Genomic DNA, 24,136 nt, shown 5'->3' with positions numbered 1-24,136 from the left:
GGATTGGTGATTCGGGATTCGGGATTCGAAAAAGCGCCGCGCCTTCTCAAATCCCCAATCCCCAATCCCTAATCCCTGCGCGTATGCAGCCGCGTCATCGCGTCCATGAAGTTGCCGGCAACCGCCAGCGGCAGCACGTCGATCGCCTCGTCGATGGCGCGGTCGATCAGGATCGCATCGTCCGGCGACGGCCGGCCCAGCACCCACGGGGTGACCTTGTCCTTGCTGCCCGGATGGCCGATGCCGATGCGCAAACGGTGGAAGCGGCCATGCCCCAGCAGGCGCATCGTGTCGCGCAGGCCGTTCTGCCCGCCATGTCCGCCATCGAACTTCAGCCGCGCGGTGCCCGGCGGCAGGTCCAGCTCGTCGTGGGCCAGCAGCGCCTGCTCCGGTTCGAACTTCCAGAACCGCAGCGCCGCCGCGACGGATTTCCCGCTCAGGTTCATGAACGTCGACGGTTTCAGCAGCCAGACCGGCTGGCCGGCGATCTCGATCTTCGCGGTCTCGCCGAACAGCTTGCCGTCCACGCGGAACGACGCCCCCGCGCGCGACGCGAGTTCGTCGACAAAACGGAACCCGGCATTGTGCCGGGTCCGTGCATGTTCGGGTCCGGGATTGCCCAGCCCGACGATGAGACGCAGGTCCGCCATCGGTCACGATGCCGCCGGCACGCCCGCGGACGGGCGCGCCGGCGCGCAGCGATTACTCGTCGTCCTTGGCGGCCTTGGTCGCCGGCACGTCCGCCGGTGCTTCCTCGGTCGCTTCCGGGGCGACCTCGACACGGCCGTGCTTGGCGACGACGACGGCGACGTCGTGGTCCGCGCCCTGGGTCAGCTCGGGGATCTCGACGCCCTTGGGCAGCTTGATCTGCGACAGGTGGATGATGTCGCCCACGCTCAGCGTGGCCAGGTCGACCTCGATGGACTCCGGCAGGTCCCCCGGCAGGCAGCTGATGGTGATCTCGTTGAGCTCGGCGGTGATCACCACGTCAGCGGCCTTGCCGGCCGGCGAGGTTTCCTTGTTGATGAAGTGCAGCGGCACCGCGGTGCGGATCTTCTCGTCGTCGCTGACGCGCTGGAAGTCCAGGTGCAGGATCTGCTGGCGGAAGGGATGACGCTGCAGGTCACGCAGCAGCACCTTCTGCACGTCGCCGTTGAGGCTCAGGTCGAGGATCGACGAATAGAACCAGTCGTGCTGGCTGGCGAGCCAGACATCGTTGTGGCTCAGCTTGATGCTGACCGGCTTGAGGTCGCCGCCATAGACGACGGCAGGCACTTCACCGGCGTGACGAAGGCGGCGGCTCGCACCCTTCCCCTCGTCTTCGCGGCGCTGCACCTTGATTTCATGCGGAGTTGCCATGGTGTTCTTCACTCTTTTGACGTTGCGATGATTCCGCCTCGCGGCGGATGGTATGACTCTTCCGCGACCAGAAGAGCCGATAGAGGGGCCGGGAGCCAGGGGCCGGAGGCCAGGGAGAAGCAGAAGCGTGCCGCTTGCGCGTTTCCCTGGCCTCCGGCCCCTGGTCCCTGCCCCGGAACTCAGTCGACGTACATCGAGCTGACCGATTCGCCGAACGCGATGCGCCGGATCGTCTCGGCCAGCATCTCGGCGACGCTGAGCTGGCGGATGCGGCTGCAGTTGCGCGCGGCCTCCGACAGCGGAATGGTGTCGGTGACCACCATCTCGTCGAGCTGCGACTTGTTCAGGTTGTCGATCGCCGCGCCCGACAGCACCGGGTGCGTGCAGTAGGCGACGACCTTCTCGGCGCCGTTCTGCTTCAGCGCCGCGGCCGCCGCGCACAGGGTGCCGGCGGTGTCGACGATGTCGTCGACCAGCACGCAGATCTTGCCCTGCACGTCGCCGATGATGTTCATCACCGTCGAGACGTTGGCGCGCGGCCGGCGCTTGTCGATGATCGCCAGGTCCGCGTCGTCGAGGCGCTTGGCGATCGCCCGGGCGCGCACCACGCCGCCGACGTCGGGCGAGACCACGATCAGGTTGTCGGTGCCGTGCGCGCGCCAGATGTCGGCCAGCAGCAGCGGCGAGGCGTAGACGTTGTCGACGGGGATGTCGAAGAAGCCCTGGATCTGGTCGGCGTGCAGGTCGATCGTCAGCACCCGGTCGGCGCCGGCGACGGTGACCATCTTGGCGGCGACCTTGGCGGTGATCGGCACGCGCGAGGAGCGCAGCCGGCGATCCTGGCGCGAATAGCCGAAGTACGGAATCACCGCGGTGACGCTGGAGACCGAGGCGCGCTTGAGCGCGTCGATCAGCACCAGCAGCTCCATCAGGTTCTCGGCCGACGGCGCGCAGGTGGGCTGGATCACGAACACGTCCTGGCGGCGGACGTTCTCCTCGATCTCGACCTGCACCTCGCCGTCGGAGAACGTCGAGACCAGCGCCTTGCCGCGGCGCACGCCGAGCTCGCGGCACACCGCGGCGGCGAGCGGGCGGTTGGCGTTGCCCGAGAAGATCAGGAGATTGCGTTCGTCTTTCATGTCGGCGGTTCCGCGTCGCTCTGACCGAGCGGATGAAGGTGGTGCCCGTGCCGGCGGGCACGGACGGACTGGCAGGGGCGGCAGGATTCGAACCTGCGCATGCCGGGATCAAAACCCGGTGCCTTAACCGCTTGGCGACGCCCCTGTGGCGACCGGGATTCGGGATTGGAAACTGGGGATTCGAAGCCCGCCGATCCCCAATCCCTAATCCCGAATCCCCGCTCCCAACGCATCAAGCAGCGGCGAGCGCGCCGCGCCGGCGACCACGCGGGTCGGAATCCGCGACGACACCTGCGCCTGCGCGGCCTCGGCGGACTCGCGGGTGGCGAATTCGACGAAGCAGCCACTGCCCGTCCCGGTCAAGCGCGGCGTGCCGACTCCTGCGAGCGCGGCGAAGACCGCGTCGACAGCGGATTCACGGCGACGCAGGACCGGCTCGAACGCGTTGCCGAGCGATGCACCTGAAACGAAGTCGGATATTGTCGCGGGCGCAGCATTTCGCGTCAATTCAGTGGACTGGAACAACTGCCCGGTGTTCACGTGCACGTCCGGGTGGGCCAGCAGGTACCAGGCCGGCGCCAGGGCCAGCGGCTGCAGCGCCTCGCCCACGCCTTCGGCCCAGGCGTTGCGGCCACGCACGAACACCGGCACGTCGGCACCCAGCCGCACGCCCAGCGCCGCCAGCCGGTCCTCGCCCAGGTCCAGCCGCCAGAGCCGGTCGAGCGCGCGCAGCACGGTCGCCGCATCGGAGGAGCCGCCACCGAAGCCGGCGCCGGCAGGAATGCGCTTTTCGATGGCGATGTCGACACCGTGCGGGCAATTGGCGTCTTTTTGCAGGATCCTGGCCGCGCGGACCAGCAGGTCGTCGTCTTCCGCCACGCCCGGTACGGACCCGCCGATCCGGCGGACCAGGCCGTCGTCGCGCAGGCGCAGGCGCACCGTATCGCCCCAGTCGAGGATCCGGAAGACGGTCTGCAGCTCGTGGTAGCCGTCGGCGCGGCGGCCGGTGATGCGCAGGAACAGGTTCAGCTTGGCCGGCGCCGGCCAGTCCGACCAGCCCGGCGCCGGGTCGGCAACGCTCATGGCGTCTCCGGCGGCCCGGCGTCGGCGCCCGCTTCGGCATCGCCCGGCAGCCAGCTGTCGACGACCAGGCGCACGCGGGCATCACCGCGCGCGGCATTGATCCGGGTCGGCAAGGCCGGCCCGGCGACCGCCGCGTCGGCCGGCTGCCATTGCAGATAGTCGATGGTCCAGCCGTCCTGCTCGAGCCGGACCAGCCGGCCCGCGGCATCGAAGTGGACCTCGGCCGGACCGGCATCGGGACCTTCGGCGCGGGTGCCGGCGGCCCACGCCGCCAGCGCCCCGACCGGGATCTCGAAGCCGGTGGCCTGCCACAGCAGCTCGCCCACGTCCGCGCCCTCGCGCGCTCCGCCGGCCAGCCCCTCGAGGCGGGCGCCGTGCGGCCCGCCCTGCAGCTGCCAGCTCTGCCGGGTCACCGGCGCGCTCAGCGTGACGCGGTAACCGGCACCGGCTTGGCGCCATTCGATGCGGCCGCTGCCGCCGTCGCGGCCGTTGGACATCGCGACCCGCCCGGCGAACGCCAGCGACGGCAATGCGCGGACCGCGGCCTCGTGCGCGGCCAGCGCCGACTCGGCGGCGGCCAGCGCGGCCGGGTCCAGCGCCGCGACCTGCCCCGGTGGCCGCACCGGCACGCTGGTGCAGGCCGCCAGCAGCGCGAGCGCAGCGGCCGCCCCGCACAGGCGCCAGCGGGTCGCGGCGCGGTCCCGGCAGCGGTTCATGCGCCGGTGTTCTCCAGCGCGCGCAGCAGCGAGCGGTTTTCCGGATCCAGCGCACGCGCCTCGTCGAAATACCTGCGCGCCTCGTCGCGCCGGCCCAGCGCCCACAGCACTTCGCCGATGTGCGCGGCGACCTCGGGGTCCTTCATCATCGAGAACGCGCGCCGCAACTCGACCAGCGCCTCGTTCAGGCGACCCAGCCGGTACAGCACCCAGCCGTAGCTGTCGACGATCGCGGCGTTGTCCGGCTCGGCGACTCGGGCGCGGTCGATCAGCTCCAGCGCCTCGGTGTAGCGGTTGGTGCGGTCGGCCAGGGTGTAGCCGAGCGCGTTGAGCGCGGCGACGTTCTCCGGGTCGGACACCAGGATCCGGCGCAGGTCGGCCTCGGCCCGCGGGATGTCGTCGCGACGCTCCCACATCAGCGCGCGCGCGTAGAGCACCGCGGGATCGTCGGGGATCGCCGCCAGGCCGCGGTTGTAGGCATCGAGCTCGGGGGCTTGTGCATCGTCCTCGCGGTGCAGCTCGGCCTCCAGCAGGTAGGCGTTGCGGCGCACGTCGTCGTCGGCGCTGCCGTCGGCCTGCAGTTCGCGCAGCTGCGCATAGGCCGCCTCGGTGCGTCCCAGCTCATGCAGCACCCGCGCCCCGCGCAGGCGCGCCTGCCAGCGTTCGCCGCCGCCCGGCACGCTGACGTACCACTCCAGCGCCTCGTCGAACTGCCCCAGGTACTCGGCCATCTGCCCCAGCAGCAGCCGCTGCGCCGGGTTGGGCATCGCCGCGCCCGCCTTGAGCTCCTCGTACAGCGCGGCCAGCGCCGGCTTGTCCTCGGCGCGCGCCAGCAGCGAGGCCCGCAGCATCACGCTCCTGCCGTCCTGCGGACCGTTGGCGAGGATGCGCTCGGCCTCGACGAAATCGCCCAATTGTTCGTACTCGCCGGCCAGCGCCAGGCGCAGGTCCGGCGCAAGCACCGCCGACGCGGCGATCGGCGCCAGCGCGGCACGGGCGTCGTCGGCACGCCCGGACTCGCGCATCTGGCTGGCGCGCAGCAGGGCCACGCGCGGCTCGCCGGGGAAGCGCGCGACGATGTTGTCGAGGATCCGCTCGGTCAGGTCGACGCGGTCGAGCCGCTGGGCGAGGCCGCCGAAGGCCATCCAGGCCTGCAGTTCGCCGGGAATCGCCTGGCGGTCGACCAGCTGGCCGAGGATGCGCGCGGCCTGCTGCGGATCGCGCCCGCCGCTCGACAGCACCGTGAACGCGTGCCGCCAGCCGTCCGGATCGGGGTTGCGCAGCAGCGCCTCGAGCTGGCGGCGCGCGACCCGGTCGCGCTTGCCGCGCAGCGACAGCGTCGCCTCGGCGGCCAGCATCGGCAGCGAATCCGGCGCGCTGCGACGCCACAGCGCCAGCGCGTCCGCGGCGCGGCGGTCGTCGCCGGCCAGCAGCGCGATGCGGGTCGCGCGCTCGGCCAGTCCGGCATCGTCGCCGGCAATGCGCGCGGCATCGAGATACCAGTTGGCGGCCTCGTCGAGGCGGCCGGCCTGGACCGCGAACTCGCCAGCCAGCGACGCGCCCAGCAGGTCCTGGCGCAGGAACTCCCGGCCGGGGGTGTCGCCTTGCCCGGCGTCGTCGTGCGCGGGGGCCTGCGCCTGCGCGGCGCAGGCGATTCCGAGCAGCGGGGCCAGCCACAGGACAGGCAGGCGACGGCGCATGGGACCGGTGCGCGCGGTCCGGGAAAACGGGAAAACGGGCATCTGGGGCAACCGGGCCGTAAAATGGGCACCTTCTCCCGAGAGCTTATCGCAAGCACCTGAACGGATGAGGAGTTCGTCGGCCGCCGCACGGCGCCGTGCGCACGCCTCGCGCGACCGGTCCGCAAGGCCGCCGCACCGCATTCGCCGCCAGCCCGACCCATGAGCCTGTTCGCACTCGGCATCAACCACCAGACCGCGCCGGTCGCCCTGCGCGAACGCGTCGCGTTCGGCGGCGACGCGCTGCCGGCCGCGCTGGCACAGCTGCGCGCGTTGCCGGTGGTGCGCGAGGTCGCACTGCTGTCGACCTGCAACCGCACCGAGCTGTACGCGATCGCCGACGACGACGGCAGTGCGCTGGCGGACTGGCTGGCGACCCGGCCGGCCGATGCCACGCTGGATCCGGCACAGTCGCTGCATGCGTATCTGTACCGGCATCGCGACGAGGCCGCGGCGCGGCACCTGTTCCGCGTCGCCACCGGCCTCGACTCGCTGGTGCTGGGCGAACCGCAGATCCTCGGCCAGGTGAAGCAGGCCTGGGCGAGCGCGCGCAGCGCCGGCACCCTGGGCAGCGAGCTGGACCGCGTGTTCCAGCACGCCTTCGTCACCGCCAAGCGCGCGCGCAGCGAGACCCGCATCGGCAACAGCCCGGTGTCGGTCGCCTCGCTGGCGGTGCGGCTGGCGCAGGAGTCCTTCGCCCGTCCGTCCGACTCGGCGGTGCTGCTGGTCGGTGCCGGCGAGACCATCGAACTGGCCGCGCGCCACCTGGCCCAGGCCAACGTCAAGCGCCTGCTGATCGCCAACCGCACCTACCCGCACGCGCAGGAACTGGCCGCGCGCCATGGCGGCATCGCGCTGCCGCTCGACGAACTGGACCGGCACCTGTTCCTGGCCGACATCGTGTTCTCGGCCACCGCCAGCCGCGAGCCGGTCCTGACCCGGCCGCAGGTCGCCGCCGCGCTGCAGGCGCGCCGCCACCGGCCGATGCTGCTGATGGACCTGGCGGTGCCGCGCGACATCGCCGCCGACGTGGCCGAGCTGCGCGACGTGTTCCTCTACACCGTCGACGACCTGGAACGCACCCTCGACGACAACCGCCGCGGCCGCCGCGAGGCCGCCAACGATGCCGAGACCATCATCGACCTGCAGGTCGCGCGCTATGCCGAGGCGCGCACCGCGCGCGGCCGCAGCGCGCCGCTCAAGCGCCTGCGCGCGCACGGCGACGCGGTCCGCGCCGAATCGCTGGAGAAGGCCCGCCAGCAGCTCGCCGCCGGGCAGCCGCCCGAGGCCGTGCTGGAACTGCTGGCGCATACCCTGACCAACCGCCTGCTGCACCTGCCGACCGCGGCGCTGCGCGAGGCCGCGCTGCGCGGCGGCGACGACTTCGCCAGCGGCATCGAACGCCTGCTGCCGCCCGCCCCCACCACCGAAGACGACGATGCTGCCGACCCTGCGCCATAAGCTCGAAGCGCTGGCCGAACGCCGCGACGAACTCGAACGCCTGCTTGCCGACCCCGACACGATCGCCGACCAGACGCGCTTCCGCGCGCTGTCGCGCGAGTTCGCCCAGCTCGAGCCACTGGCCGCCGCGCTCGCCGACGAGCGCCGCACGCTGGCCGACCTCCACGGCGCCGAGGCGATGCGCGGAGACCCGGTGATGCGCGAACTGGCGGAGGAGGAGATCGCCGCGGCGACGACGCGCCTGGCGGAACTCGACGCACTGCTGCTGGCGCTGCTGGTGCCGCGCGACACCCGCGACGACGGCGGCTTCTACCTCGAGATCCGCGCCGGCACCGGCGGCGACGAGGCGGCGATCTTCGCCGGCGACCTGTTCCGCATGTACGCCCGCTATGCCGAGCGCCAGGGCTGGCGGGTCGAGGTCGAGTCGGCGAGTCCGGGCGAGCACGGCGGCTTCCGCGAGATCATCGCCGCGGTCGAGGGCGACGGCGCCTACGCGAAGCTGAAGTTCGAATCCGGCACCCACCGCGTGCAGCGCGTGCCCGAGACCGAGTCGCAGGGGCGCATCCACACCTCGGCGGCGACGGTGGCGATCATCCCGATCGAGGCCGCCGGCGAGCCGGTCGAGCTCAATCCCGCCGACCTCAAGGTCGACACCTTCCGTTCGTCCGGCGCCGGCGGCCAGCACGTCAACAAGACCGACTCGGCGATCCGCATCACCCACCTGCCCAGCGGACTGGTCGTCGAATCGCAGACCGAGCGCTCCCAGCACGCCAACCGCGACAAGGCGATGAAGCGCCTGCGGGCGATGCTGGCCGAGGCCGAGGCCGAGCGCCGCGCGGCGGCGACCGCCGAGACCCGCAAGCTGCAGGTCGGCAGCGGCGACCGCAGCCAGCGCATCCGCACCTACAACTACCCGCAGGGCCGCATCACCGACCACCGCATCGACGGCCTGACCCTGTACGACCTGCCGAACGTGCTCGAAGGCAACCTCGACGCGCTGATCGCGCGGCTGTCGCAGGAGCACCAGGCCGACGAACTGGCGCGGATGACGGAGTGAAGCCCGGATTCGGGATGCGGGATCCGGAAAAGCCCGACCGGCCATGCCCGCGCGGGCGCCTTGCCGGCCGGAGAAGTCCGCGGACTTGCGCTACCCTGCGCGCATGACCGCCCGATCCGATTTCATTCCGCTTTCGGTCTGCGTGCTGACCGTCTCCGACAGCCGCAGCCTCGACAACGACAGCTCCGGCGACTACCTCGTGCAGTCGCTGTCCGCCGACGGCCACCGCGTCGCCGAACGCGCGCTGCTGCCCGACGACCGCTACGCGATGCGTGCGCTGGTGTCGAAGTGGATCGCCGATCCGGCCGTCGACGGCATCCTGGTCACCGGCGGCACCGGCTTCACCGGCCGCGACTCCACGCCCGAGGCGCTGCGGCCGCTGCTGGACAAGGAAATGCCGGGGTTCGGCGAGCTGTTCCGCGCGATCTCCTTCGAGGAGATCGGGACCTCGTCGCTGCAGTCGCGCGCGTTCGCCGGTCTCGCCAACGCGACGTTCGTGTTCGCCCTGCCCGGCTCGACGTCGGCCTGCACGACCGCGTGGGAGAAGATCATCCGCCAGCAGCTCGATGCGCGGACCCGGCCCTGCAACCTGGCCACGATCCGGCCGCGGCTGAAGGAATGACTGAAAGAATGAAATGAGGCGCCGCGCCGCCGGCCGCATATGGCGCCCGCCGGCCGGACGCCCCAGCCCGACAGGACCCCGGATGAAACCAATCAAGCGCAAGGACTACGAGGCGGCACTGCGGCCGATGCAGGTCGAGCTGACGGCGATGGCACGCTGGCTGCAGCACAGCGGCCAGCGCCTGCTGGTGATCGTCGAGGGCCGCGACACCGCCGGCAAGGGCGGCGCGATCAAGGCGATTTCCGAATACCTCAATCCGCGCCAGTGCCGCATCGTCGCGCTGCCGGTGCCCAGCGACCGCGAGCGCGGCCAGTGGTACTTCCAGCGCTACGTGCCGCACCTGCCGGCGGCCGGCGAGATCGCACTGTTCGACCGCAGCTGGTACAACCGCGCCGGCGTCGAGCGGGTGATGGGCTACGCCACCGAGGCCCAGGTCGCGGCCTTCCTGCACGCCGCGCCGGTGTTCGAGCGGCAGCTGGTCGACGACGGCCTGGTGATGCTGAAGTACTGGCTGTGCTGCGACCAGGCGCAGCAGGAGGAACGCTTCGCCGAGCGCCTGGCCGATCCGCTGAAACGCTGGAAGCTCTCGCCGGTGGACCTGCAGGCGCGCAGCCGCTACGACGACTACACCCGGGCGCGCGAGGCGATGCTCGAGGCGACCCACACGAAGCACGCGCCGTGGACGCTGGTGGACTTCAACGACCAGCGCAGCGGCCGCCTGACCCTGATCCGGCATCTGCTCGACCACCTGCCCGACACCCACATCCCGCCCGAGGACATGTCGCTGCCGCCGCTGCCGGGCAAGCCGGCGAAGGACCGCTTCGGCGTGGTCAAGCCGATCCCGGCGTTCGTGCCGGCGGCCGGCGACGACTGAAGGCCGCCCCGCGGCGACGATCAGCGCACGTGGAATCCGGCGTCCGGTGCCGGCGCATCGTCGGCGGGCGCGTTGCGTTCGACGCCCGCGACCACCGCCAGCGGCGGCCCCTCGGCCAGCCAGGCGGCCAGTGCCTCGATCGCGTGGGGATCGCCGGCGGCGACCACCTCGACCCGGCCGTCGGCAAGATTGCGGGCATGGCCCGCGAGGCCCAGCCGCAGCGCATGCTCGCGTGTCGAGGCGCGGAAGAACACGCCCTGCACCCGCCCGCTGACGAAGAAGCGCGCGACCGTGGTCATGCGCCGGCAGCGGCCGGTCCGCCGGCCTCGGCGATCATCGCCTCGATGCCCTCGGCGGTGACCGGGCCGAGGAACTTGCGCGCGACGCTGCCGTCGGGCGCGATCAGGTAGGTCATCGGCAGGCCCTTGGGCGTGTCGAAGTCGGCAGGCGGGTCGTAGGTGTCGATGATCGCGATCGGGTACACCACCGGGCGCCTGTCGAGGAACGCGCGCATGTCGGCGACGTCGATCTCCTCGTAGGCCAGGCCGACGACGTCGATGTGGTCGCGCATCGCATCGAGCGCGGACAGTTCCGGCATTTCCTTCAGGCACGGCGCGCACCAGGTCGCCCAGAAGTTCACCACGACCCACTGGCCGCGGTGCTCGGCGAGATCGAACACGCCGCCGTCGACCGTGTCCACGCGCAGCGCGGGAAACGCCGCGGACCCGGCGACGGCATCGCCAGCGGGTCCTTCGCGTCCGGTGGCGGCAGGCGCTTCGGGCGTGCTGTCGTCGGTCGCGGGGCGGCAGGCGGACAGCGCGGCGGCCAGTACACAGGCGGCCAGGCCGGCGGACAGCAGAGGGTGCGGTTTCATGGCGTCTCCATCGAGGCGTAGACACTGGCGACCGGCCGCTTCAGCAGGTCGCGCAGGGGAATGCGCAGGTCGTCGAGCGCCCGGGAGGCGGCGATGCCCAAGGCATCGTCGCGGCACGGCAGGCAGGCCTCGGCGATCGGGATGCGCAGGTGGCAGGTCTCGTAGAGCTCGGCGACGGTCATCCCGTCGAGATCGCGCGCCAGCAGCCATTCGCCGGTCTCGGCGCGGCGCACCAGCGCGATCTCCTCCAGCTGCGCCAGCATCTGCTGGACCAGATCGTCGGTGAGCATCGGCTCGAGCCGCTGGATCTCGTCACTGTGCAGCCCGCGCCCGGCCAGACGCGCCTCGCGGAAGCGTCCCAGCATGCGCAGCAAGCCGTAGAGCTCGTAGCCGCGCGGCAGCCGCAGGTGCGCCGGCTGGTAGCGGAATGCCGAGATCGACGCCGCGAACGACGCGCCCAGCAGGATCGACACCCAGCCCAGGTAGACCCACAGTAGGAAGATCGGCAGGAACGCGATCTGGCCGTAGATCTTCTCGTAGGCGCTGAAACTGCCCAGGTACAGGCCGATGCCCCACTTGACGATTTCCGACAGCAGCACCGCCAGCACCGCGCCGGCCAACGCATGCCGCCATTGCACGGTGCGGTGCGGCACCACCCGGTAGAGCGTGGCGAAGGCCGCCAGCTCGATCGTCATCGGCGCGGCCCAGATCATCATGCCGCGCAGCCATTGCCCGCCCTCGGTATTGAAGATCTGCAGCGAGAAGAAACGCGCCGATACCGCCAGGCTCGCCGTCGCGATCAGCGCGCCCAGGGTCAGCACCGTCCAGTAGACGAGGAAGCGGGTGAAGGTGGGCCGCGCGGACTTGACCCGCCAGATGCGGTTGAACGTGCCCTCCACGCTCAGCAGGGTCACCAGTACCGAGACCACCAGCGCGATCACGCCGATCGTCGTCAACTGCCCGGTGTTGGCCGACAGCTGCAGCAGCACCTGCTCGACCGCGCGCGCGGAGCTGGGCACGAAGTTGGAGAAGATGTAGTCGCTGAGCTGGTCGCGCCACTTGCCGAACGCCGGGAACACCGACAGCACGCCGAACACCACCATCGACAGCGGCACCAGGGCGAACACCGTGGTGAAGGCCAGCGCACCGGACGACTCGAACAGGCGGTCGTCGAGGAAGCGCCGCCACAGGAACCGCGAGAAGGTCAGCGCCCGCGCCCGGTCCAGCGTGCGTTCGCTCCAGCGGGTCAGGGTGTCCAGCGGCTCCATGCGCGCAGGTTAGCAAAGCGCGGTGCGCGCGACGCGGCGTTGGCGCCGGGCATCGGTTGCCCGGATACTGCACCGGCGCGGACGTACTGCGCCCGTCCGCGCCCGCGCTTCCATCCCCATCCCCGTTCCCTGCCATCGCCCATGCCCGACATCCTCGTCCTCTACTACAGCCGCAACGGATCCGTCGCGCGCCTCGCCCGGCAGATCGCGCGCGGCATCGGCGAGGTCGACGGCATGACGGCGCGGCTGCGCACGGTGCCGCCGGTCGCCGCGGTCACCCGGCAGACCGCGCCGCCGGTCCCCGACGACGGCGCGCCGTACGTCGAACACGGCGACCTGGCCGAATGCGCCGGCCTGCTGCTCGGCAGCCCGACCCGCTTCGGCAACATGGCCGCGCCGCTGAAGCACTTCCTCGACGGCCTCGGCGCCGAGTGGGCCAGCGGCACCCTGGTCGGCAAGCCCGCCGGCGTGTTCACCTCGACCGCGACCCAGCACGGCGGCCAGGAGGCGACGCTGCTGACGATGCTGGTGCCGCTGCTGCACCACGGCTGCGTGATCGCCGGCATTCCCTACACCGAGCCGGCGCTGACCACGACGCGCGGCGGCGGCACGCCGTATGGCGCCAGCCACGTCGCCGGCCAGCAGGACGATCCGCAGCCCAGCGACGACGAGGCGCTGCTGGCGCGCGCGCTGGGCCGGCGGGTGGCGCAGCTCGCCGTGAAGCTGTCGGCATGACGCTGCCGTCGTCGCGGACCGTGCTGGCCACGTCGCTGGGACTGCTCGCGCTGCTGTACCTGGCCTGGCACCGCGACGATGCGCACTTCGGTGCCGCGCTGCTGGTGTTCGTGCTGCCGCCGCTGGTGCTGCTGGCCGCGGTGCTGCGCGGCTTCGCCAGTGCACCGCTGTGGGCCGGCATCGCCGCGCTGTTCTGGTTCTCGCACGGGGTGATGTACGCATGGTCGCACCCGGAGCTGGGCGTCTATCCGTGGGCCGGCATCGCACTGTCGCTGGCGGTCGTGTTCTCGGCCAGCCTGCCCGGCATCCGCGCGCGGTTCGGCGGCCGGCGGCGATGAACCGGCAAGCGCGAACGCCGCGCATGCGCAGACGACCCTCGCGTCGCCGCCAGCGGGCAGACGACCGATGAAGTGCCCATCCCTGGCTGCATCGCTGCTGGCCGGCCTGCTGCTGGCGGCACTTCTGTGGTCGCCGCTCGCCGCGGCGGAGGCGCCGGCCGCGGATGCGGCATGTCCTTCCAGGGACGTGCGCAATGCCGATGGTTCGCGGCTGCGCATCACTCCGGTCTGCCCGGCAGCACCTGACGACAAAGGCACCGCGCCCACGCGCTACGTCATCGCGTACGCCGCGCCCGGCAGTGATCGCTATCGACCCGCGATGGCACCGCTCGACGCGGCGGATGAGGAAATCCGTTTCGTGGATTTCATCGATCTCGACAACGATGGCATCCAGGAAGTGCAGGTCACCGGCACGTGCGGCGCCGGCCCCAACTGCGAAGGCACGCTTTACCGGCTCGATCCGGCCAGCGGCAGGCTGTCGCATTTCTTCAGCGGCGCCTGGGCGGACATCCGCATCCTCGACGGCCACTTGGTGGAGGCCGGGCGAGCGAGCTGCTGCGCCTGGGAATACCACGCCTGGCCGCTGCTGCCCGGTCCGCAGCCGCAGGTCGCCGACGCCATGGCATTCATCATCAGCGTCGGCTGGCTAGGTAACGAGGACGAGGCCGACTGCCGGTTCCGCAGGGCCACGCCCGACGGCAGCGGGGAGGTCATCGCGCCGCCCAACGCGCAGTGGCTGCCGATATGCGAGCTTTACGGCAGCGACTATCATCTCGCCCTGCCCGGCACCGTTACGCCGCAGCCCGCGGCGGACGATTCCGCCGACACCCCTCTGCAGGACTGATGCAATGGACGAGCTGCTGATCGTCACCACCGGTGGCACGATCGACAAGATCTACTTCGACGACAAGTCCGACTTCCAGGTCGGCGATCCGCAGATCGGGCGCATGCTCGACGAGCTCGGCGTCGCGTTCCGCTACCGGGTGATCCCGATCATCCGCAAGGACTCGCTGCACATCACCGACGCCGACCGCGAGCTGGTCCGTGCCACGATCGCCGCCCAGCCGGCGCGGCACGTGCTGCTGACCCACGGCACCGACTCCATGGTCGAGACCGCCAAGGTGCTGGCGTCGATCGAGGGCAAGACCATCGTGCTGACCGGCGCGCTGAGCCCGGCGCGGTTCCGCGGCTCGGACGCCGAATTCAACATCGGCACCGCGGTCGGCGCGGTGCAGTCGAAGCCGCCCGGCGTCTACGTCGCGATGAACGGCCGCATCTGGGATCCGCTGAAGGTGCGCAAGAACGTCGATGCCAACCGGTTCGAGCCGATCGGCTGAAATACCGCCCGTGGCAGGGCTTCCGGAGGAATCGCCCGCGCTTCAGCGCGGATCGCGGCTCTGCCGCAGCGGCGGCCGCGGATCGATGCCCATGCGGCCATCGACTTCGACGTACTCGACGTCGGGATCGGCCGCCAAGGTGTCCAGCAGGTGCTGGGCCTGCTCGCGGTCCAGCGGCGCGCTGGACTGGAACACGTCGGCCTGCACGCCCATGCGTCGCAGCCATTGCAGTCGCACGCCACCGTCGAGTCCGTCCGCCGCCCGGGTCAGGCGCGGCTGCACCGATTGCGGGTCGCGCCCCGGCGCACTGTCGCCGCGGTATTTGACGATGAAGCGCTGGTACGGTCCGGGTTCCTGCAATCGGGCCACGTCGGCGCCTCCTTCGGGTTGATGCCCGCCTGCGGCGGCGCAGGCGCCCAGCACGGGGGCCGCGAGCAGACAGGCCAGCGGAAGCGTATATCGGAAGCGCGCGACCATCATGCGGGGTCTCGTGTCGGGACGGGGCGCCGCGCGCCGGCCAGCGGCGCGCGGCGGGTCCCGAGGATGCCTGCACCCCGGGCAACCCGGGGTGAAGGCCGTCGGCTCACCAGTTGCCGACCAGGGTCACGCCCTCGAATGCCGAATAGGCACGGATCATGACGTGCCAGGTGCCGGCCTGCGGGTTGGTGAACGTGCAGGTCTCGTTGTTGCCGAGGTTGTACGGGCGGCAGTCATAGTCCGAGACCGTCGGCTGGCTGCCCTGGCGCACGTACAGGTCCGCGTCACCGCTGCCGCCGCTCATCGCGACGCTGAGGCTGGTGGTCCCGGCCGGCACCTCGATGGTCCAGAACTGCTCGCTGCCGGTCGCGCCGGAGATCGCGGTGACCGGCACGCCGTTCTCCAGCTCGTTGCCGCCCGGCCCGGGGCCGGCCGCCTCGGCATGGCGCGCCTGCAGGGTGACGCCGCTGAAGGCGGCCTCGCCGGCCAGCTTGATGTAGTACACCCCTGCCTGCGGTGCGTTGATGCGCACGGTCTCGTTGTTGCCCGGACGCTGCGACGCGAAGTCGTAGTCGTCGGCCTGCGGTTCGGCCTCGAAGCTGACATACAGCGACACGTTGCCACTGCCGCCCGACGAGGTGATGGTCAGCGGACCGGTCACGCCTTCGGGCACGGTCAGTGCATACAGCAACTCGCTGCCCGCCGCACCGGACAGTCCCGTCACCGGCACTCGGTTGAGGATCTCGGTCGCGTCCGGACCGGTGTCGCCGACCTCGATGGTCTGGGTGCTGGTGCTGGTGCGGTCGTCGTCGTCGGTCACCGTCAGCGAGACCTGGTAGACGCCGGCGGCGTCATAGGTCTTGACCGGGCTGGCCTCGGTCGACGTGGTGCCGTCGCCGAAGTTCCAGGCATGGGCGACGATGTCGCCGTCCTCGTCGGTCGAGGTGTCGGTGAAGGTCACTGTCAGGCTGTCGTTGTCGACCTCGTAGGTGAAGCCGGCGACCGGATCGCCCGGCTCGCCCGGGCCGTCGGCGCCCAGGGTGTCGAGGAACTCGACGCCGCTGCCGGTGGGATCCAGCCAGCTGGCCAGCGAGGTCGCGTCGGTGCCACCGCCGGTCCACGAGGTGAACACGCGGCCATACCAGTCGACGTGGTCGGCACCGGTGGTGGAGCAGGATGCGTAGCCGCCGTGCAGCTGGCCGACCACGCGGCCCTCGGGGCTGTAGATCGGCGAACCGGAGGAACCGCCCTCGGTGGTGCCGCGCTGGTTCCATTGGACCCACAGGTGGCTGGTGCCGCTGGCGCCCAGGTAGCCCTCGACCCGCAGCGGGTTGTCCGAGTGGGTGATGCGCTTTTCGGCCACGCGCGGGTGGTGGATGCCGGTCGCGCCCGCCGGGGCGATGTCGCGGCGGTCCCAGCCCGACCAGCTGAGGTTGAAGGCCGGGTCGGCGGCGTCATCGAGCTCGAGCAGGGTGAAGTCCGACGCGGCGTAGGTCGCGCGGACCACCGCGCCGGTCTGGTTCTGGTCGAGGCTGCCGTCGCCGTTGGCGCCGCTCTCGGCGCTGCCCGGCGTGCGGCAGACCGAGTTCTCGTAGTTCCAGTAGACGACGATGCTGGCCGCGGCGTCGGCCGTCCCCATGCCGCAGTGGTGCGCGGTCAGGAAGTACATCTTCTGGTCGCCGGCGGTGTTGTTGAGCAACGAGCCGCTGCAGTAGAACTGGCCGAAGCGCGAGTAGGCGCCGACCGACGGGATCTCCGCACGGAAATCGTCGCCATCGGGACAGACCACGTCGACGTTGCAGCTGCCCGACACGCCCTTGGTCTCGGCCAGCGCGCCTTCGCGGGCGAGCCTGCCGAAACCGACATAGTCGTGGTTGACGCTGTCCAGGCGCAGCTTCAGCTCGCCGAGCTTCGCCTTCGGCACGACCACCTCGAGCACCGCGGTATCGCCGGGCACGATCGGCGTCCACAGCTGGCCATGGGCCTTGTTGTCGGCGGCGGTGAAGGCGCGGATCGTCGACGGATCGGCGTTGCGGTCCAGGCCGGCCGGATACACCAGCAGGCGGCCGCCCTCGGGCATGCGGTATTCGGAGAATCCGAAGTTCAGCGACAGCGCGCCGCGCGATTCCACGCGCAGGCGCCACACCAGGTCGCCGTTGGCGAGTTCGTCCCAGTCACCGGCGTCCTGCGGCGTCAGGTTGGCCGTCTGCGCGGCGGCGAACCGCACCGGACGCTGGCCCAGCGCGCGGTCCAGCTGCCGGTCTTCGGCCTGCAGGCGGGCGACATTGACCGCCGGCATGCGTTTGAGTTCGACGGTGTGTTCGGCCGGCAGGCGCTGGTCGAACGCCGCGGGTCGGACATCGCGTGGCGACGCCCAGGCGGTACCGGCCGACATCGCGCCGGCCATGATGATCGCAATCCATCCCTTCATTGATCTGCTGCCCTTGGTTGTTGCGCCCGGATGGCGCCGGAACCGCGCTCCTGTTTCCGGAGCGCCCCCATTTACCGCTTCGATGCCACTGCGGGCCGGTGCATCGCACCGGCCCGCCTGTTGCCCCCTCCTGCCGTTGGAACGTCAGAAGTTCGCGCTGAGGGTCACGCCCGAATAGGCGGAATACCCCCGGTACTGCACATGCCACGTCCCCGCCTGCGGCGAACTGAAGGTGCAGGTCTCCGCATTGCCGGTGCGATACGGCCGGCAGTCGTAGGCCGTGGTGGTCGGCGCCGCGCCGCGGCGCACGTACAGGTCGCCGTCGCCGGTGCCGCCGGAGCTGGCGATGGTCAGCGAGCTGGCGCCCGACGGGACCTGCAGGATCCAGTCGCGGACGCTGCCGGCCGCACCGGACAGGCCGGTCACCGGCACGCCGTTCTGCAGCTCGTTGCCGCTGCCGCCGCTGCCTTCGGTGTAGCTGGCGGTCAGGGTCACGCCCGAGAACGCCGAATAGCCGCGCACCAGCACGTGGTAGACCCCGGCCTGCGGCGCGGCGAAGCTGCACGACTCGCTGTTGCCGGCGCGGTACGGCCGGCAGTCGTAGGCACTGGTCGTCGGCTGCGCACCGTAGCGGACGTACAGGTCGGCATCGCCGCTGCCGCCGCTGGTGGAGACCACCAGGTTGCTGGCACCGGCCGGGACCGTGATCGTCCAGTACTGGCTGCTGTTCGCGGCACCGGACACGCCGGTGACCGGCACGCCGTTGGTCAGCGAGCCGTCGCCCGGATCCGGATCGGGGTCCGGATCGGGATCGGGATCCGGGTTGCCACCGCCGCCGGCAGCGGCCTGGACCGCCGCCTGGGCATCGACGATACCGGCGCCGATCGGCTGCGACGGCGTCGACGGGAACGCACGCGCCGTGCTGGTCAGCAGGGCCTTGATCTCGTCCGGGGTCTTGACCGGGTTGGATACCGACTGCACCAGCGCGACGACGCCGGCGACGTGCGGCGCGGCCATGGAGGTGCCGTCGTACGACGCGTAGCTCTCGCTGCCCGGCGTGGTCTGGCCGCTGTTGAGCGTGGAGAGGATGCCCGAGCCCGGCGCGGAGATGGTGATGCCGGCGCCGTAGTTGGAGAAGCTCGAGCGCGCGCCGGTGCTCGTGTTGGATGCCACCGCGATGACGTTGCTGCAGTTCGCCGGCGAGAAGCCCGAGACGTTGGCGTTGCTGTTGCCCGCGGCGATGACCAGCGTGGTACCGCGGCCGACCGCGCCGTTGATCGCGCTCTGCATCGCGTTGCCGCAGCTGCCGCTGCCGCCGAGGCTGAGGTTGATGACCTCGGCCGGATTCTGGTTGGCCGGCACGCCGCTGACGGTGCCGCCCGATGCCCAGATCACCGCGTCGGCGATGTCCGAGTCGTAGCCGCCGCCGCGACCGAGCACGCGCACCGGGACCACCTTGGCCTCGGGCGCGGTACCGGCGACGCCGACGCCGTTGTTGGTGACCGCGGCCACGGTGCCGGTGACGTGCGTGCCATGCCAGCTGGACGCATAGCCGCCCTCGAAGTCGCCCGGATCGCTCGGGTCCGCGTCGCGGCCGTCGCCGTCGCCGCCGACCGTCGCATCGCTGATGAAGTCGTAGCCGGGCAGGATGTTGGCGTTGAGGTCGCTGTGGCTGGTGATGCCGGTGTCGAGCACCGCGACCACCGCGCCCGAACCCTTGGTGATGTCCCAGGCGCCGGTCGCGCGGATGCCGCCGGCACCGGTGCCGAAGCCGTACTGTTCGCCGAAGCGTGGATCGTTGGGCGTCCAGAACACCCGGTTGAGCTTGTCGACCTCGACGTACTCGACGGCCGGATCGGCGGCGATCTGGCGCATCAGCGACTCGGCGTCGGCGCGGTCGAGCTTGCGGCTGCTGCGGATCACGTCCGCGCCCAGCGCCATCCGGCGCAGGTGTTCGACGCGCAGTTGCTTGCCGGCACCGGTCGCGCCGACGCGCCCGGCGGCGGCCTGCAGACGGGCATTGATCGCGGCGGGCGCCTGCTGCGCGGCGTCGTCGCGATACTTGACGATGAAACGGTCGTGGGTGTCGGCGGATTGCAGCCCACCGAGATTGACGCGCTCGGCCGCATTGACCGACAGCGGGCCGAAGGCGGCCATGGACACGACGATGGCGGCGGCGAGCAGGCGCCGGCGTGGTGCGAGGTTTTCGTTCTTCTTCTTGGACATCCGATACCCCAAGGCAGAGTGGGCCGCATGATCACGGCATCAACGGGGCTGCAGTCCGAAGCGAAACGGGATGCGCCGGCACCGGCCCCAAACGAGCGCGGACGTGACAAAACTGACCGCAAACTGACGCTACGCGACAGCCCGACCATGGCGCAACGCAAAATTTCGTTAAAGTTCCGCGCACAAGCGCAAATACCGTCACAATTTGACGATATAAGTCCAATTCAGGAAATGGAACCGCAGCTGGCGGCTCAGAGCATGCCGGTTTCCAGCCTGGCCGCCTCGGACATCATCGAGCGGTTCCAGGGCGGGTCGAACACCAGTTCGACATCGGCCTCGGCCACCGTCGGGATCAGTTCCAGCTTGCTGCGGACGTCGTCGACGAGGATCTCGCCCATGCCGCAGCCGGGCGCGGTCAGCGTCATCCTGACCTCGACCTTGCGCGCGCCGGCGTCGCCGGGGAGCACGACCGCTTCGTACACCAGCCCCAGGTCGACGACGTTGATCGGGATCTCCGGGTCGAAGCAGGTGCGCAGCTGGTTCCAGACCATGCGTTCGACGGCGGCATCGTCGGCGCCGTCGGGCAGCTCCAGCGGCACCGGCGGCTCCTTGCCGATCGCGTCGGCGTCGCGGCCGGAGATGCGGAACAGGTTGCCCTCGACGAACACCGTGTAGCTGCCGCCCAGCGCCTGGGTGATGTAGCCGGCACTGCCCGCGGGCAACGTGACGTCCTCGCCCTGGGGGACGAGGACGGCGGCGCAATCGCGCTCGAAACGGACCGGTTCGCTGCTGCGGGAGTACATGGCCTGCTACAAGGTGGTGGCGGACGACGGCCGCAACAAGGCTGTCATTGTATCGCCGCGCGCCGGTATGCTGCCCGACTCCGTCCACACCTCCCCTCTTCCATGCCCCCAACCCGCGCACGGCGCTGGCCGCTTGCGATCGCACTGCTGCTGCTCGGCAGCCTCGGCATCGCCGCGGCATGGATCCTGGTCGCCGAAAACCGAAACGCCCAGAGCAGCTGGATGGCGGTGGTCGCCGCGCTCGACGCGGCCTGGCTGTTGCGCCTGGCGCGCGCGCGTCCGGGGCTGCTGCGTGCGGCGCTGGGCACCGCGGCGACCGCGCTGGCGATCATCGTCGCCAGCTGGGGCATCGTCGCCGCGCAGCTGGCCCGGCCGATGGGCATGCTGCCTTGGGAGTCGGCGCTCAAGCTGGGACCGCAGCATGCGTGGACGCTGGCCGGCATGGCCAACTCGGCGGTGGATCTGGCCTGGTTCGGCGCCGGCCTGGTCATCGCCGCGGTATTGTCGCGCTGACTTGTCGCCCCTCTTCGAGGCGGCCACGGGATCGATCCGGTTCTCGCCGAAGGGAGCGGCGCGCAGCCGTCGATGCGCAGGGCGGGTCCCGACCCGCCTCGCCACGGGAACGATCCCTGTGATGGCCGGTCGAGGCCCGCCTTCTCTGCCCCTGCGACGGCGCCGGGCGGGCCGCGGTCAGTGCCCCCCGTCGAGCGCCTTGAGTTCGCCGACCAGCGCGCCGGCGACCTCGGCGCCGTCGCCGTAGAGCATCCGCGTGTTGTCGGCGTAGAACAGCGCGTTCTCGATGCCGGCAAAGCCGGTGCCCTTGCCGCGCTTGATGACGATGACGTTCTTCGAATCGACCACGTCGAGAATCGGCATGCCGTAGATCGGACTGGCCGGATCGGTCTTCGCCACCGGGTTGACCACGTCGTTGGCGCCGATCACCAGCGAGACGTCGGTGTTGGCGAACTCGGGATTGATGTCGTCCATGTCGGCGATCAGGTCGTAGGGCACGCCGGCCTCGGCCAGCAGCACGTTCATGTGCCCGGGCATGCGGCCGGCGACGGGATGGATCGCGAACTTGACCTTGACCCCGCGCTCGATCAGCCGCTGCGCCAGTTCCCAGATCTTGTGCTGGGCCTGCGCGACCGCCATGCCGTAGCCCGGCACGATGACCACGCGTTCGGCATAGGCCATCATCGCCGCGACATCGCCGGCCTCGATCGGTTTCTGCGCGCCCTCGATCGCCTGCGCCTGCCCGCTGGCGCCGAAGCTGGAGAACAGCACGCTGCGGATCGAGCGGTTCATCGCCTTGGCCATCAGCCGGGTCAGCAGGATGCCGGCCGCGCCGACCATCATGCCGGCGATGATCAGCGCCTCGTTGCCGAGCACGTAGCCCTCGAACGCGACCGCCAGCCCGGTGAAGGCGTTGTACAGCGAGATCACCACCGGCATGTCGGCGCCGCCGATCGGCAGCGTCATCAGCACGCCCAGCGCCAGCGCGACGACGAAGAACGCGACGATCGCGGGCATGCCCAGCGCATGGATCACCAGGCCACCGAGCACGACCGCGGCGCCGAACACCGCGAAGTTGAAGAGCTGCTGGCCGGGGAAGGTGTAGCGCTTGTCCATGCGCCCGTCGAGCTTGGCCCAGGCGATCACCGAGCCCGACAGCGCGACCGCGCCGATCAGCGCGCCGAGCACCGCCAGCACCAGGGCGACCCGCCCGGGCGCCGCGCCCTGCTGCGACCAGCGCAGCAGTTCGACCGCGCCGATCGCCGCCGCCGAGCCGCCGCCCAGGCCGTTGTACAGCGCCACCATCTGCGGCATGTCGGTGATCGCGACCTTCTTGCCGGAGATCCACGCCAGCGCGGTGCCGATCGCGATCGCCAGCAGCATCAGGCCGATGTTCTCCAGCCCCGGCACGAACAGCGTCGCGACCGTCGCCAGCACCATGCCGACGCCGGCCCACTGGATGCCCGAGCGCGCGGTCTTCGGCGAGGCCATGCGCTGCAGGCCGAGCAGGAACAGGGTCGCGGCGACCAGATAGCTGACCTGGACCACCACCCCGAGCGCCCCGGCGCCGGTCACGGCGCGTCCCCGGGCGGGCGCTTGCCGCTGGGCTTGAACATCTCGAGCATGCGCTCGGTGACGACGTAGCCGCCGGCCGCGTTGCCCGCGCCCATCAGCACGGCGATGAAGCCGATTGCCTTCTCCAGCGTGGTGTCGGCGTGGCCGAGCACGACCATCGCCCCGATCAGCACGATGCCGTGGATGAAGTTCGACCCAGACATCAGCGGGGTATGCAGGATCACCGGCACCCGCGAGATGATCACATGGCCGGCGATGGCCGCCAGCATGAAGATGTACAGCGCCACGAATCCATCGATCATCATCGGCCCCCGGGGCAGCGGAGCCCGCATCATAACCGCCGGTGAACGCCGCGCCAGCCCGCTGCCGCGCCGCCACCGGCCCGCGTGTCAACCGCCGGCGCATCCGGGCGTTCCCATGGCAGACCCCGTGCACGGCCCCGATGACCCGACAATGGATGGCAGCCATTTCCAGCCCCGACATGCGGACGTATCGCGCGATACGCTGTCGGGCGTGAATGCCCCGATGTCAGCGCCGCCGCCCCAGGCAGAATCCGCCGCCGCGACGGAGCGCCCCGAGCCGGCCACGCTCGAAGCCTTCCTCGGCAGCGTCGAACGCCGCGCCTTCCGTTTCGCCGAACTCGGCCTGCGCAATCGCGACGACGCGCTGGACGCGGTCCAGGACGCGATGGTGCGCATGCTCGGCTATCGCGACCGGCCGGCCGGCGAATGGACACCGCTGTTCTGGACGGTGCTGCGCAGCCGCATCATCGACGTGCAGCGCCGGCGCAAGTTCCGCCTCAGCTGGCTCGGTGATGCGACGGCCGCCGACGGCAGCGACATCGACTGGGCCGACACCGGCCCGGATCCGTCGCGCAGCCACGACAGCCGGGAGGCCTGGCAGCAGCTGTCCGCGGCGCTGGGCCGGCTGCCCGCACGCCAGCGCGAGGCGTTCACGCTGCGCGTACTGGAGGAATTCGACGTCGAGACCACCGCGCGCATCATGGGATGCAGTGCCGGCTCGGTGAAAACCCATCTGTTCCGCGCCCGCGAGGCGCTGCAGACCCAACTGGAGGAATTCCGGTGACTTCGTCCCACGATCCCCTGCACGGTTCCGCCACCGGCGGCGATGCCGGCGACGCCGCCCTGCGCGCGCTGTATCGCGATGCGCAGACCCACATCTCCGGCGGCACGATGGCGCGGCTGCACCAGGCGCGCCATGCCGCATCGCAGAACGCGTCCGCACCGCGCCGGCGCTGGACCTGGCCGGTGGCCGCCAGCTTCGCCGCGCTGTTCGCGCTCGCGGTCGGCATGCAGGTGGTCGCGCCACCCGGCCCGGAAACCGGCACCGCGCCGGCACCCGACGTCATCGCCTCGGTCGATGCGCTGCTGCCCGACCCGGACGGGTTTGACGATGCGGTCGACGACGCGGTCGCCGCGTACGACGAATCCCCCGATTTCTACCTGTGGCTCGCCAGCAACGAAGCCACGCTGCTCGCCCTGGAGTAAC

Annotated in this window: 26 protein-coding genes, 1 tRNA gene and 1 pseudogene; 11 read left to right on the top strand and 17 right to left on the bottom strand. The window is 71.0% G+C overall.

Features of this window, described 5'->3' with window-relative positions:
• Positions 1–68: 68 nt before the first annotated feature.
• The 7 genes from pth to LDO26_RS12130 all read right to left on the bottom strand — a co-directional run bounded on the left by pth (position 69) and on the right by LDO26_RS12130 (position 5,997).
• Positions 69–650, bottom strand: coding sequence for an aminoacyl-tRNA hydrolase (pth, locus tag LDO26_RS12160; protein WP_232131359.1), 582 nt, complete (start codon positions 648–650; stop codon positions 69–71).
• Positions 651–702: 52 nt separating this feature from the next.
• On the bottom strand, positions 703–1,359 hold the full coding sequence (locus tag LDO26_RS12155) for a 50S ribosomal protein L25/general stress protein Ctc (protein ID WP_232131358.1): 657 nt from the start codon (positions 1,357–1,359) through the stop codon (positions 703–705).
• Positions 1,360–1,538: 179 nt separating this feature from the next.
• Entirely contained in the window at positions 1,539–2,498 is a 960-nt protein-coding gene (locus tag LDO26_RS12150; protein WP_232131357.1) for a ribose-phosphate diphosphokinase, read from the bottom strand.
• Between the two features lie 69 nt (positions 2,499–2,567).
• Positions 2,568–2,643, bottom strand: a tRNA-Gln gene (locus tag LDO26_RS12145).
• Between the two features lie 59 nt (positions 2,644–2,702).
• Positions 2,703–3,581: a 4-(cytidine 5'-diphospho)-2-C-methyl-D-erythritol kinase gene (ispE, locus tag LDO26_RS12140; RefSeq protein ID WP_232131356.1), complete on the bottom strand. Its 879-nt coding sequence runs from the start codon at positions 3,579–3,581 to the stop codon at positions 2,703–2,705.
• The gene (gene lolB / locus LDO26_RS12135; protein ID WP_232131355.1) at positions 3,578–4,297 is read right to left on the bottom strand and encodes a lipoprotein insertase outer membrane protein LolB; all 720 of its coding nucleotides are present in this window, start codon (positions 4,295–4,297) and stop codon (positions 3,578–3,580) included. The genes ispE and lolB overlap by 4 nt, the downstream gene beginning before the upstream one ends.
• On the bottom strand, positions 4,294–5,997 hold the full coding sequence (locus LDO26_RS12130; RefSeq protein ID WP_232131354.1) for a tetratricopeptide repeat protein: 1,704 nt from the start codon (positions 5,995–5,997) through the stop codon (positions 4,294–4,296). The genes lolB and LDO26_RS12130 overlap by 4 nt, the downstream gene beginning before the upstream one ends.
• Before the next feature lie 201 nt (positions 5,998–6,198).
• Here LDO26_RS12130 and hemA point away from each other — a divergent pair, with 201 nt between their 5' ends.
• The 4 genes from hemA to ppk2 all read left to right on the top strand — a co-directional run bounded on the left by hemA (position 6,199) and on the right by ppk2 (position 10,050).
• Positions 6,199–7,497, top strand: coding sequence for a glutamyl-tRNA reductase (hemA, locus tag LDO26_RS12125; protein ID WP_255682212.1), 1,299 nt, complete (start codon positions 6,199–6,201; stop codon positions 7,495–7,497).
• The gene (prfA, locus tag LDO26_RS12120; protein WP_232131353.1) at positions 7,475–8,554 is read left to right on the top strand and encodes a peptide chain release factor 1; all 1,080 of its coding nucleotides are present in this window, start codon (positions 7,475–7,477) and stop codon (positions 8,552–8,554) included. The genes hemA and prfA overlap by 23 nt, the downstream gene beginning before the upstream one ends.
• A 103-nt stretch (positions 8,555–8,657) precedes the next feature.
• Positions 8,658–9,176, top strand: coding sequence for a molybdenum cofactor biosynthesis protein B (gene moaB, locus LDO26_RS12115; RefSeq protein ID WP_232131352.1), 519 nt, complete (start codon positions 8,658–8,660; stop codon positions 9,174–9,176).
• 82 nt (positions 9,177–9,258) lie between these two features.
• Entirely contained in the window at positions 9,259–10,050 is a 792-nt protein-coding gene (ppk2, locus tag LDO26_RS12110; protein WP_232131351.1) for a polyphosphate kinase 2, read from the top strand.
• 20 nt (positions 10,051–10,070) lie between these two features.
• Here ppk2 and LDO26_RS12105 read toward each other — a convergent pair whose 3' ends face one another.
• The 3 genes from LDO26_RS12105 to LDO26_RS12095 are packed head-to-tail and all read right to left on the bottom strand — an operon-like array spanning position 10,071 to position 12,192.
• Positions 10,071–10,349, bottom strand: coding sequence for an acylphosphatase (locus LDO26_RS12105; protein ID WP_232131350.1), 279 nt, complete (start codon positions 10,347–10,349; stop codon positions 10,071–10,073).
• Positions 10,346–10,924, bottom strand: a complete 579-nt coding sequence (locus LDO26_RS12100) for a TlpA family protein disulfide reductase (RefSeq protein WP_343226174.1) — start codon at positions 10,922–10,924, stop codon at positions 10,346–10,348. The genes LDO26_RS12105 and LDO26_RS12100 overlap by 4 nt, the downstream gene beginning before the upstream one ends.
• Positions 10,921–12,192, bottom strand: coding sequence for a YihY family inner membrane protein (locus tag LDO26_RS12095; protein ID WP_232131349.1), 1,272 nt, complete (start codon positions 12,190–12,192; stop codon positions 10,921–10,923). Before LDO26_RS12095 ends, LDO26_RS12100 begins: the two co-directional genes overlap by 4 nt.
• A gap of 141 nt (positions 12,193–12,333) precedes the next feature.
• Here LDO26_RS12095 and wrbA point away from each other — a divergent pair, with 141 nt between their 5' ends.
• From wrbA to LDO26_RS12075, 4 genes are all read left to right on the top strand, one after another.
• Positions 12,334–12,927 (top strand): NAD(P)H:quinone oxidoreductase, encoded by a 594-nt coding sequence (gene wrbA / locus LDO26_RS12090; protein WP_232131348.1) that lies wholly within the window; start codon positions 12,334–12,336, stop codon positions 12,925–12,927.
• Entirely contained in the window at positions 12,924–13,265 is a 342-nt protein-coding gene (locus LDO26_RS12085; RefSeq protein ID WP_232131347.1) for a DUF2069 domain-containing protein, read from the top strand. The genes wrbA and LDO26_RS12085 overlap by 4 nt, the downstream gene beginning before the upstream one ends.
• 187 nt (positions 13,266–13,452) lie before the next feature.
• Complete coding sequence (locus tag LDO26_RS12080; protein WP_232131346.1) at positions 13,453–14,109, top strand: hypothetical protein; 657 nt, start codon at positions 13,453–13,455, stop codon at positions 14,107–14,109.
• Positions 14,110–14,113: 4 nt separating this feature from the next.
• Positions 14,114–14,602, top strand: coding sequence for an asparaginase domain-containing protein (locus LDO26_RS12075; protein ID WP_232131345.1), 489 nt, complete (start codon positions 14,114–14,116; stop codon positions 14,600–14,602).
• A 42-nt stretch (positions 14,603–14,644) separates the two neighbouring features.
• Here LDO26_RS12075 and LDO26_RS12070 read toward each other — a convergent pair whose 3' ends face one another.
• The 5 genes and pseudogenes from LDO26_RS12070 to sufT form a co-directional block, all read right to left on the bottom strand.
• The gene (locus LDO26_RS12070; RefSeq protein WP_232131344.1) at positions 14,645–14,971 is read right to left on the bottom strand and encodes a hypothetical protein; all 327 of its coding nucleotides are present in this window, start codon (positions 14,969–14,971) and stop codon (positions 14,645–14,647) included.
• A gap of 214 nt (positions 14,972–15,185) precedes the next feature.
• Positions 15,186–17,510, bottom strand: a complete 2,325-nt coding sequence (locus LDO26_RS12065) for a pre-peptidase C-terminal domain-containing protein (protein ID WP_232131343.1) — start codon at positions 17,508–17,510, stop codon at positions 15,186–15,188.
• Between the two features lie 144 nt (positions 17,511–17,654).
• Positions 17,655–17,936, bottom strand: a complete 282-nt coding sequence (locus LDO26_RS12060) for a pre-peptidase C-terminal domain-containing protein (protein WP_232131380.1) — start codon at positions 17,934–17,936, stop codon at positions 17,655–17,657.
• Positions 17,937–17,984: 48 nt separating this feature from the next.
• Positions 17,985–19,736: pseudogene (locus LDO26_RS12055) on the bottom strand (S8 family peptidase); the annotation flags it as partial.
• Between the two features lie 251 nt (positions 19,737–19,987).
• Entirely contained in the window at positions 19,988–20,539 is a 552-nt protein-coding gene (sufT, locus tag LDO26_RS12050) for a putative Fe-S cluster assembly protein SufT (RefSeq protein ID WP_232131342.1), read from the bottom strand.
• A 102-nt stretch (positions 20,540–20,641) separates the two neighbouring features.
• On the opposite strand from sufT, the gene LDO26_RS12045 reads away from it, so the two are divergent.
• Complete coding sequence (locus tag LDO26_RS12045; protein WP_232131341.1) at positions 20,642–21,052, top strand: hypothetical protein; 411 nt, start codon at positions 20,642–20,644, stop codon at positions 21,050–21,052.
• A 177-nt stretch (positions 21,053–21,229) separates the two neighbouring features.
• Here LDO26_RS12045 and LDO26_RS12040 read toward each other — a convergent pair whose 3' ends face one another.
• Entirely contained in the window at positions 21,230–22,627 is a 1,398-nt protein-coding gene (locus LDO26_RS12040; protein WP_232131340.1) for an NAD(P)(+) transhydrogenase (Re/Si-specific) subunit beta, read from the bottom strand.
• Entirely contained in the window at positions 22,624–22,929 is a 306-nt protein-coding gene (locus LDO26_RS12035; protein WP_232131339.1) for an NAD(P) transhydrogenase subunit alpha part 2, read from the bottom strand. The genes LDO26_RS12040 and LDO26_RS12035 overlap by 4 nt, the downstream gene beginning before the upstream one ends.
• A gap of 223 nt (positions 22,930–23,152) precedes the next feature.
• Here LDO26_RS12035 and LDO26_RS12030 point away from each other — a divergent pair, with 223 nt between their 5' ends.
• Together LDO26_RS12030 and LDO26_RS12025 are read left to right on the top strand one after the other, a co-directional pair.
• The gene (locus tag LDO26_RS12030; RefSeq protein WP_232131338.1) at positions 23,153–23,713 is read left to right on the top strand and encodes an RNA polymerase sigma factor; all 561 of its coding nucleotides are present in this window, start codon (positions 23,153–23,155) and stop codon (positions 23,711–23,713) included.
• Complete coding sequence (locus LDO26_RS12025; protein ID WP_232131337.1) at positions 23,710–24,135, top strand: hypothetical protein; 426 nt, start codon at positions 23,710–23,712, stop codon at positions 24,133–24,135. Before LDO26_RS12030 ends, LDO26_RS12025 begins: the two co-directional genes overlap by 4 nt.
• Position 24,136: the final 1 nt, after the last annotated feature.

The organism is Proluteimonas luteida (assembly GCF_021191695.1).
Classification (GTDB): domain Bacteria; phylum Pseudomonadota; class Gammaproteobacteria; order Xanthomonadales; family Xanthomonadaceae; genus Luteimonas; species Luteimonas luteida.
Note: the sequence above shows the minus strand (reverse complement) of the source record. Positions and strands in the feature narration are given on the sequence as shown.

What these genes read in the sequence shown, in the direction of transcription:
- pth (WP_232131359.1), bottom strand. Translation starts at nt 650, where the DNA reads ATGGCGGACCTGCGTCTCATCGTCGGGCTGGGCAATCCCGGACCCGAA.
- LDO26_RS12155 (WP_232131358.1), bottom strand. Translation starts at nt 1,359, where the DNA reads ATGGCAACTCCGCATGAAATCAAGGTGCAGCGCCGCGAAGACGAGGGG.
- LDO26_RS12150 (WP_232131357.1), bottom strand. Translation starts at nt 2,498, where the DNA reads ATGAAAGACGAACGCAATCTCCTGATCTTCTCGGGCAACGCCAACCGC.
- ispE (WP_232131356.1), bottom strand. Translation starts at nt 3,581, where the DNA reads ATGAGCGTTGCCGACCCGGCGCCGGGCTGGTCGGACTGGCCGGCGCCG.
- lolB (WP_232131355.1), bottom strand. Translation starts at nt 4,297, where the DNA reads ATGAACCGCTGCCGGGACCGCGCCGCGACCCGCTGGCGCCTGTGCGGG.
- LDO26_RS12130 (WP_232131354.1), bottom strand. Translation starts at nt 5,997, where the DNA reads ATGCGCCGTCGCCTGCCTGTCCTGTGGCTGGCCCCGCTGCTCGGAATC.
- hemA (WP_255682212.1), top strand. Translation starts at nt 6,199, where the DNA reads ATGAGCCTGTTCGCACTCGGCATCAACCACCAGACCGCGCCGGTCGCC.
- prfA (WP_232131353.1), top strand. Translation starts at nt 7,475, where the DNA reads ATGCTGCCGACCCTGCGCCATAAGCTCGAAGCGCTGGCCGAACGCCGC.
- moaB (WP_232131352.1), top strand. Translation starts at nt 8,658, where the DNA reads ATGACCGCCCGATCCGATTTCATTCCGCTTTCGGTCTGCGTGCTGACC.
- ppk2 (WP_232131351.1), top strand. Translation starts at nt 9,259, where the DNA reads ATGAAACCAATCAAGCGCAAGGACTACGAGGCGGCACTGCGGCCGATG.
- LDO26_RS12105 (WP_232131350.1), bottom strand. Translation starts at nt 10,349, where the DNA reads ATGACCACGGTCGCGCGCTTCTTCGTCAGCGGGCGGGTGCAGGGCGTG.
- LDO26_RS12100 (WP_343226174.1), bottom strand. Translation starts at nt 10,924, where the DNA reads ATGAAACCGCACCCTCTGCTGTCCGCCGGCCTGGCCGCCTGTGTACTG.
- LDO26_RS12095 (WP_232131349.1), bottom strand. Translation starts at nt 12,192, where the DNA reads ATGGAGCCGCTGGACACCCTGACCCGCTGGAGCGAACGCACGCTGGAC.
- wrbA (WP_232131348.1), top strand. Translation starts at nt 12,334, where the DNA reads ATGCCCGACATCCTCGTCCTCTACTACAGCCGCAACGGATCCGTCGCG.
- LDO26_RS12085 (WP_232131347.1), top strand. Translation starts at nt 12,924, where the DNA reads ATGACGCTGCCGTCGTCGCGGACCGTGCTGGCCACGTCGCTGGGACTG.
- LDO26_RS12075 (WP_232131345.1), top strand. Translation starts at nt 14,114, where the DNA reads ATGGACGAGCTGCTGATCGTCACCACCGGTGGCACGATCGACAAGATC.
- LDO26_RS12065 (WP_232131343.1), bottom strand. Translation starts at nt 17,510, where the DNA reads ATGAAGGGATGGATTGCGATCATCATGGCCGGCGCGATGTCGGCCGGT.
- sufT (WP_232131342.1), bottom strand. Translation starts at nt 20,539, where the DNA reads ATGTACTCCCGCAGCAGCGAACCGGTCCGTTTCGAGCGCGATTGCGCC.
- LDO26_RS12045 (WP_232131341.1), top strand. Translation starts at nt 20,642, where the DNA reads ATGCCCCCAACCCGCGCACGGCGCTGGCCGCTTGCGATCGCACTGCTG.
- LDO26_RS12035 (WP_232131339.1), bottom strand. Translation starts at nt 22,929, where the DNA reads ATGATCGATGGATTCGTGGCGCTGTACATCTTCATGCTGGCGGCCATC.
- LDO26_RS12030 (WP_232131338.1), top strand. Translation starts at nt 23,153, where the DNA reads ATGTCAGCGCCGCCGCCCCAGGCAGAATCCGCCGCCGCGACGGAGCGC.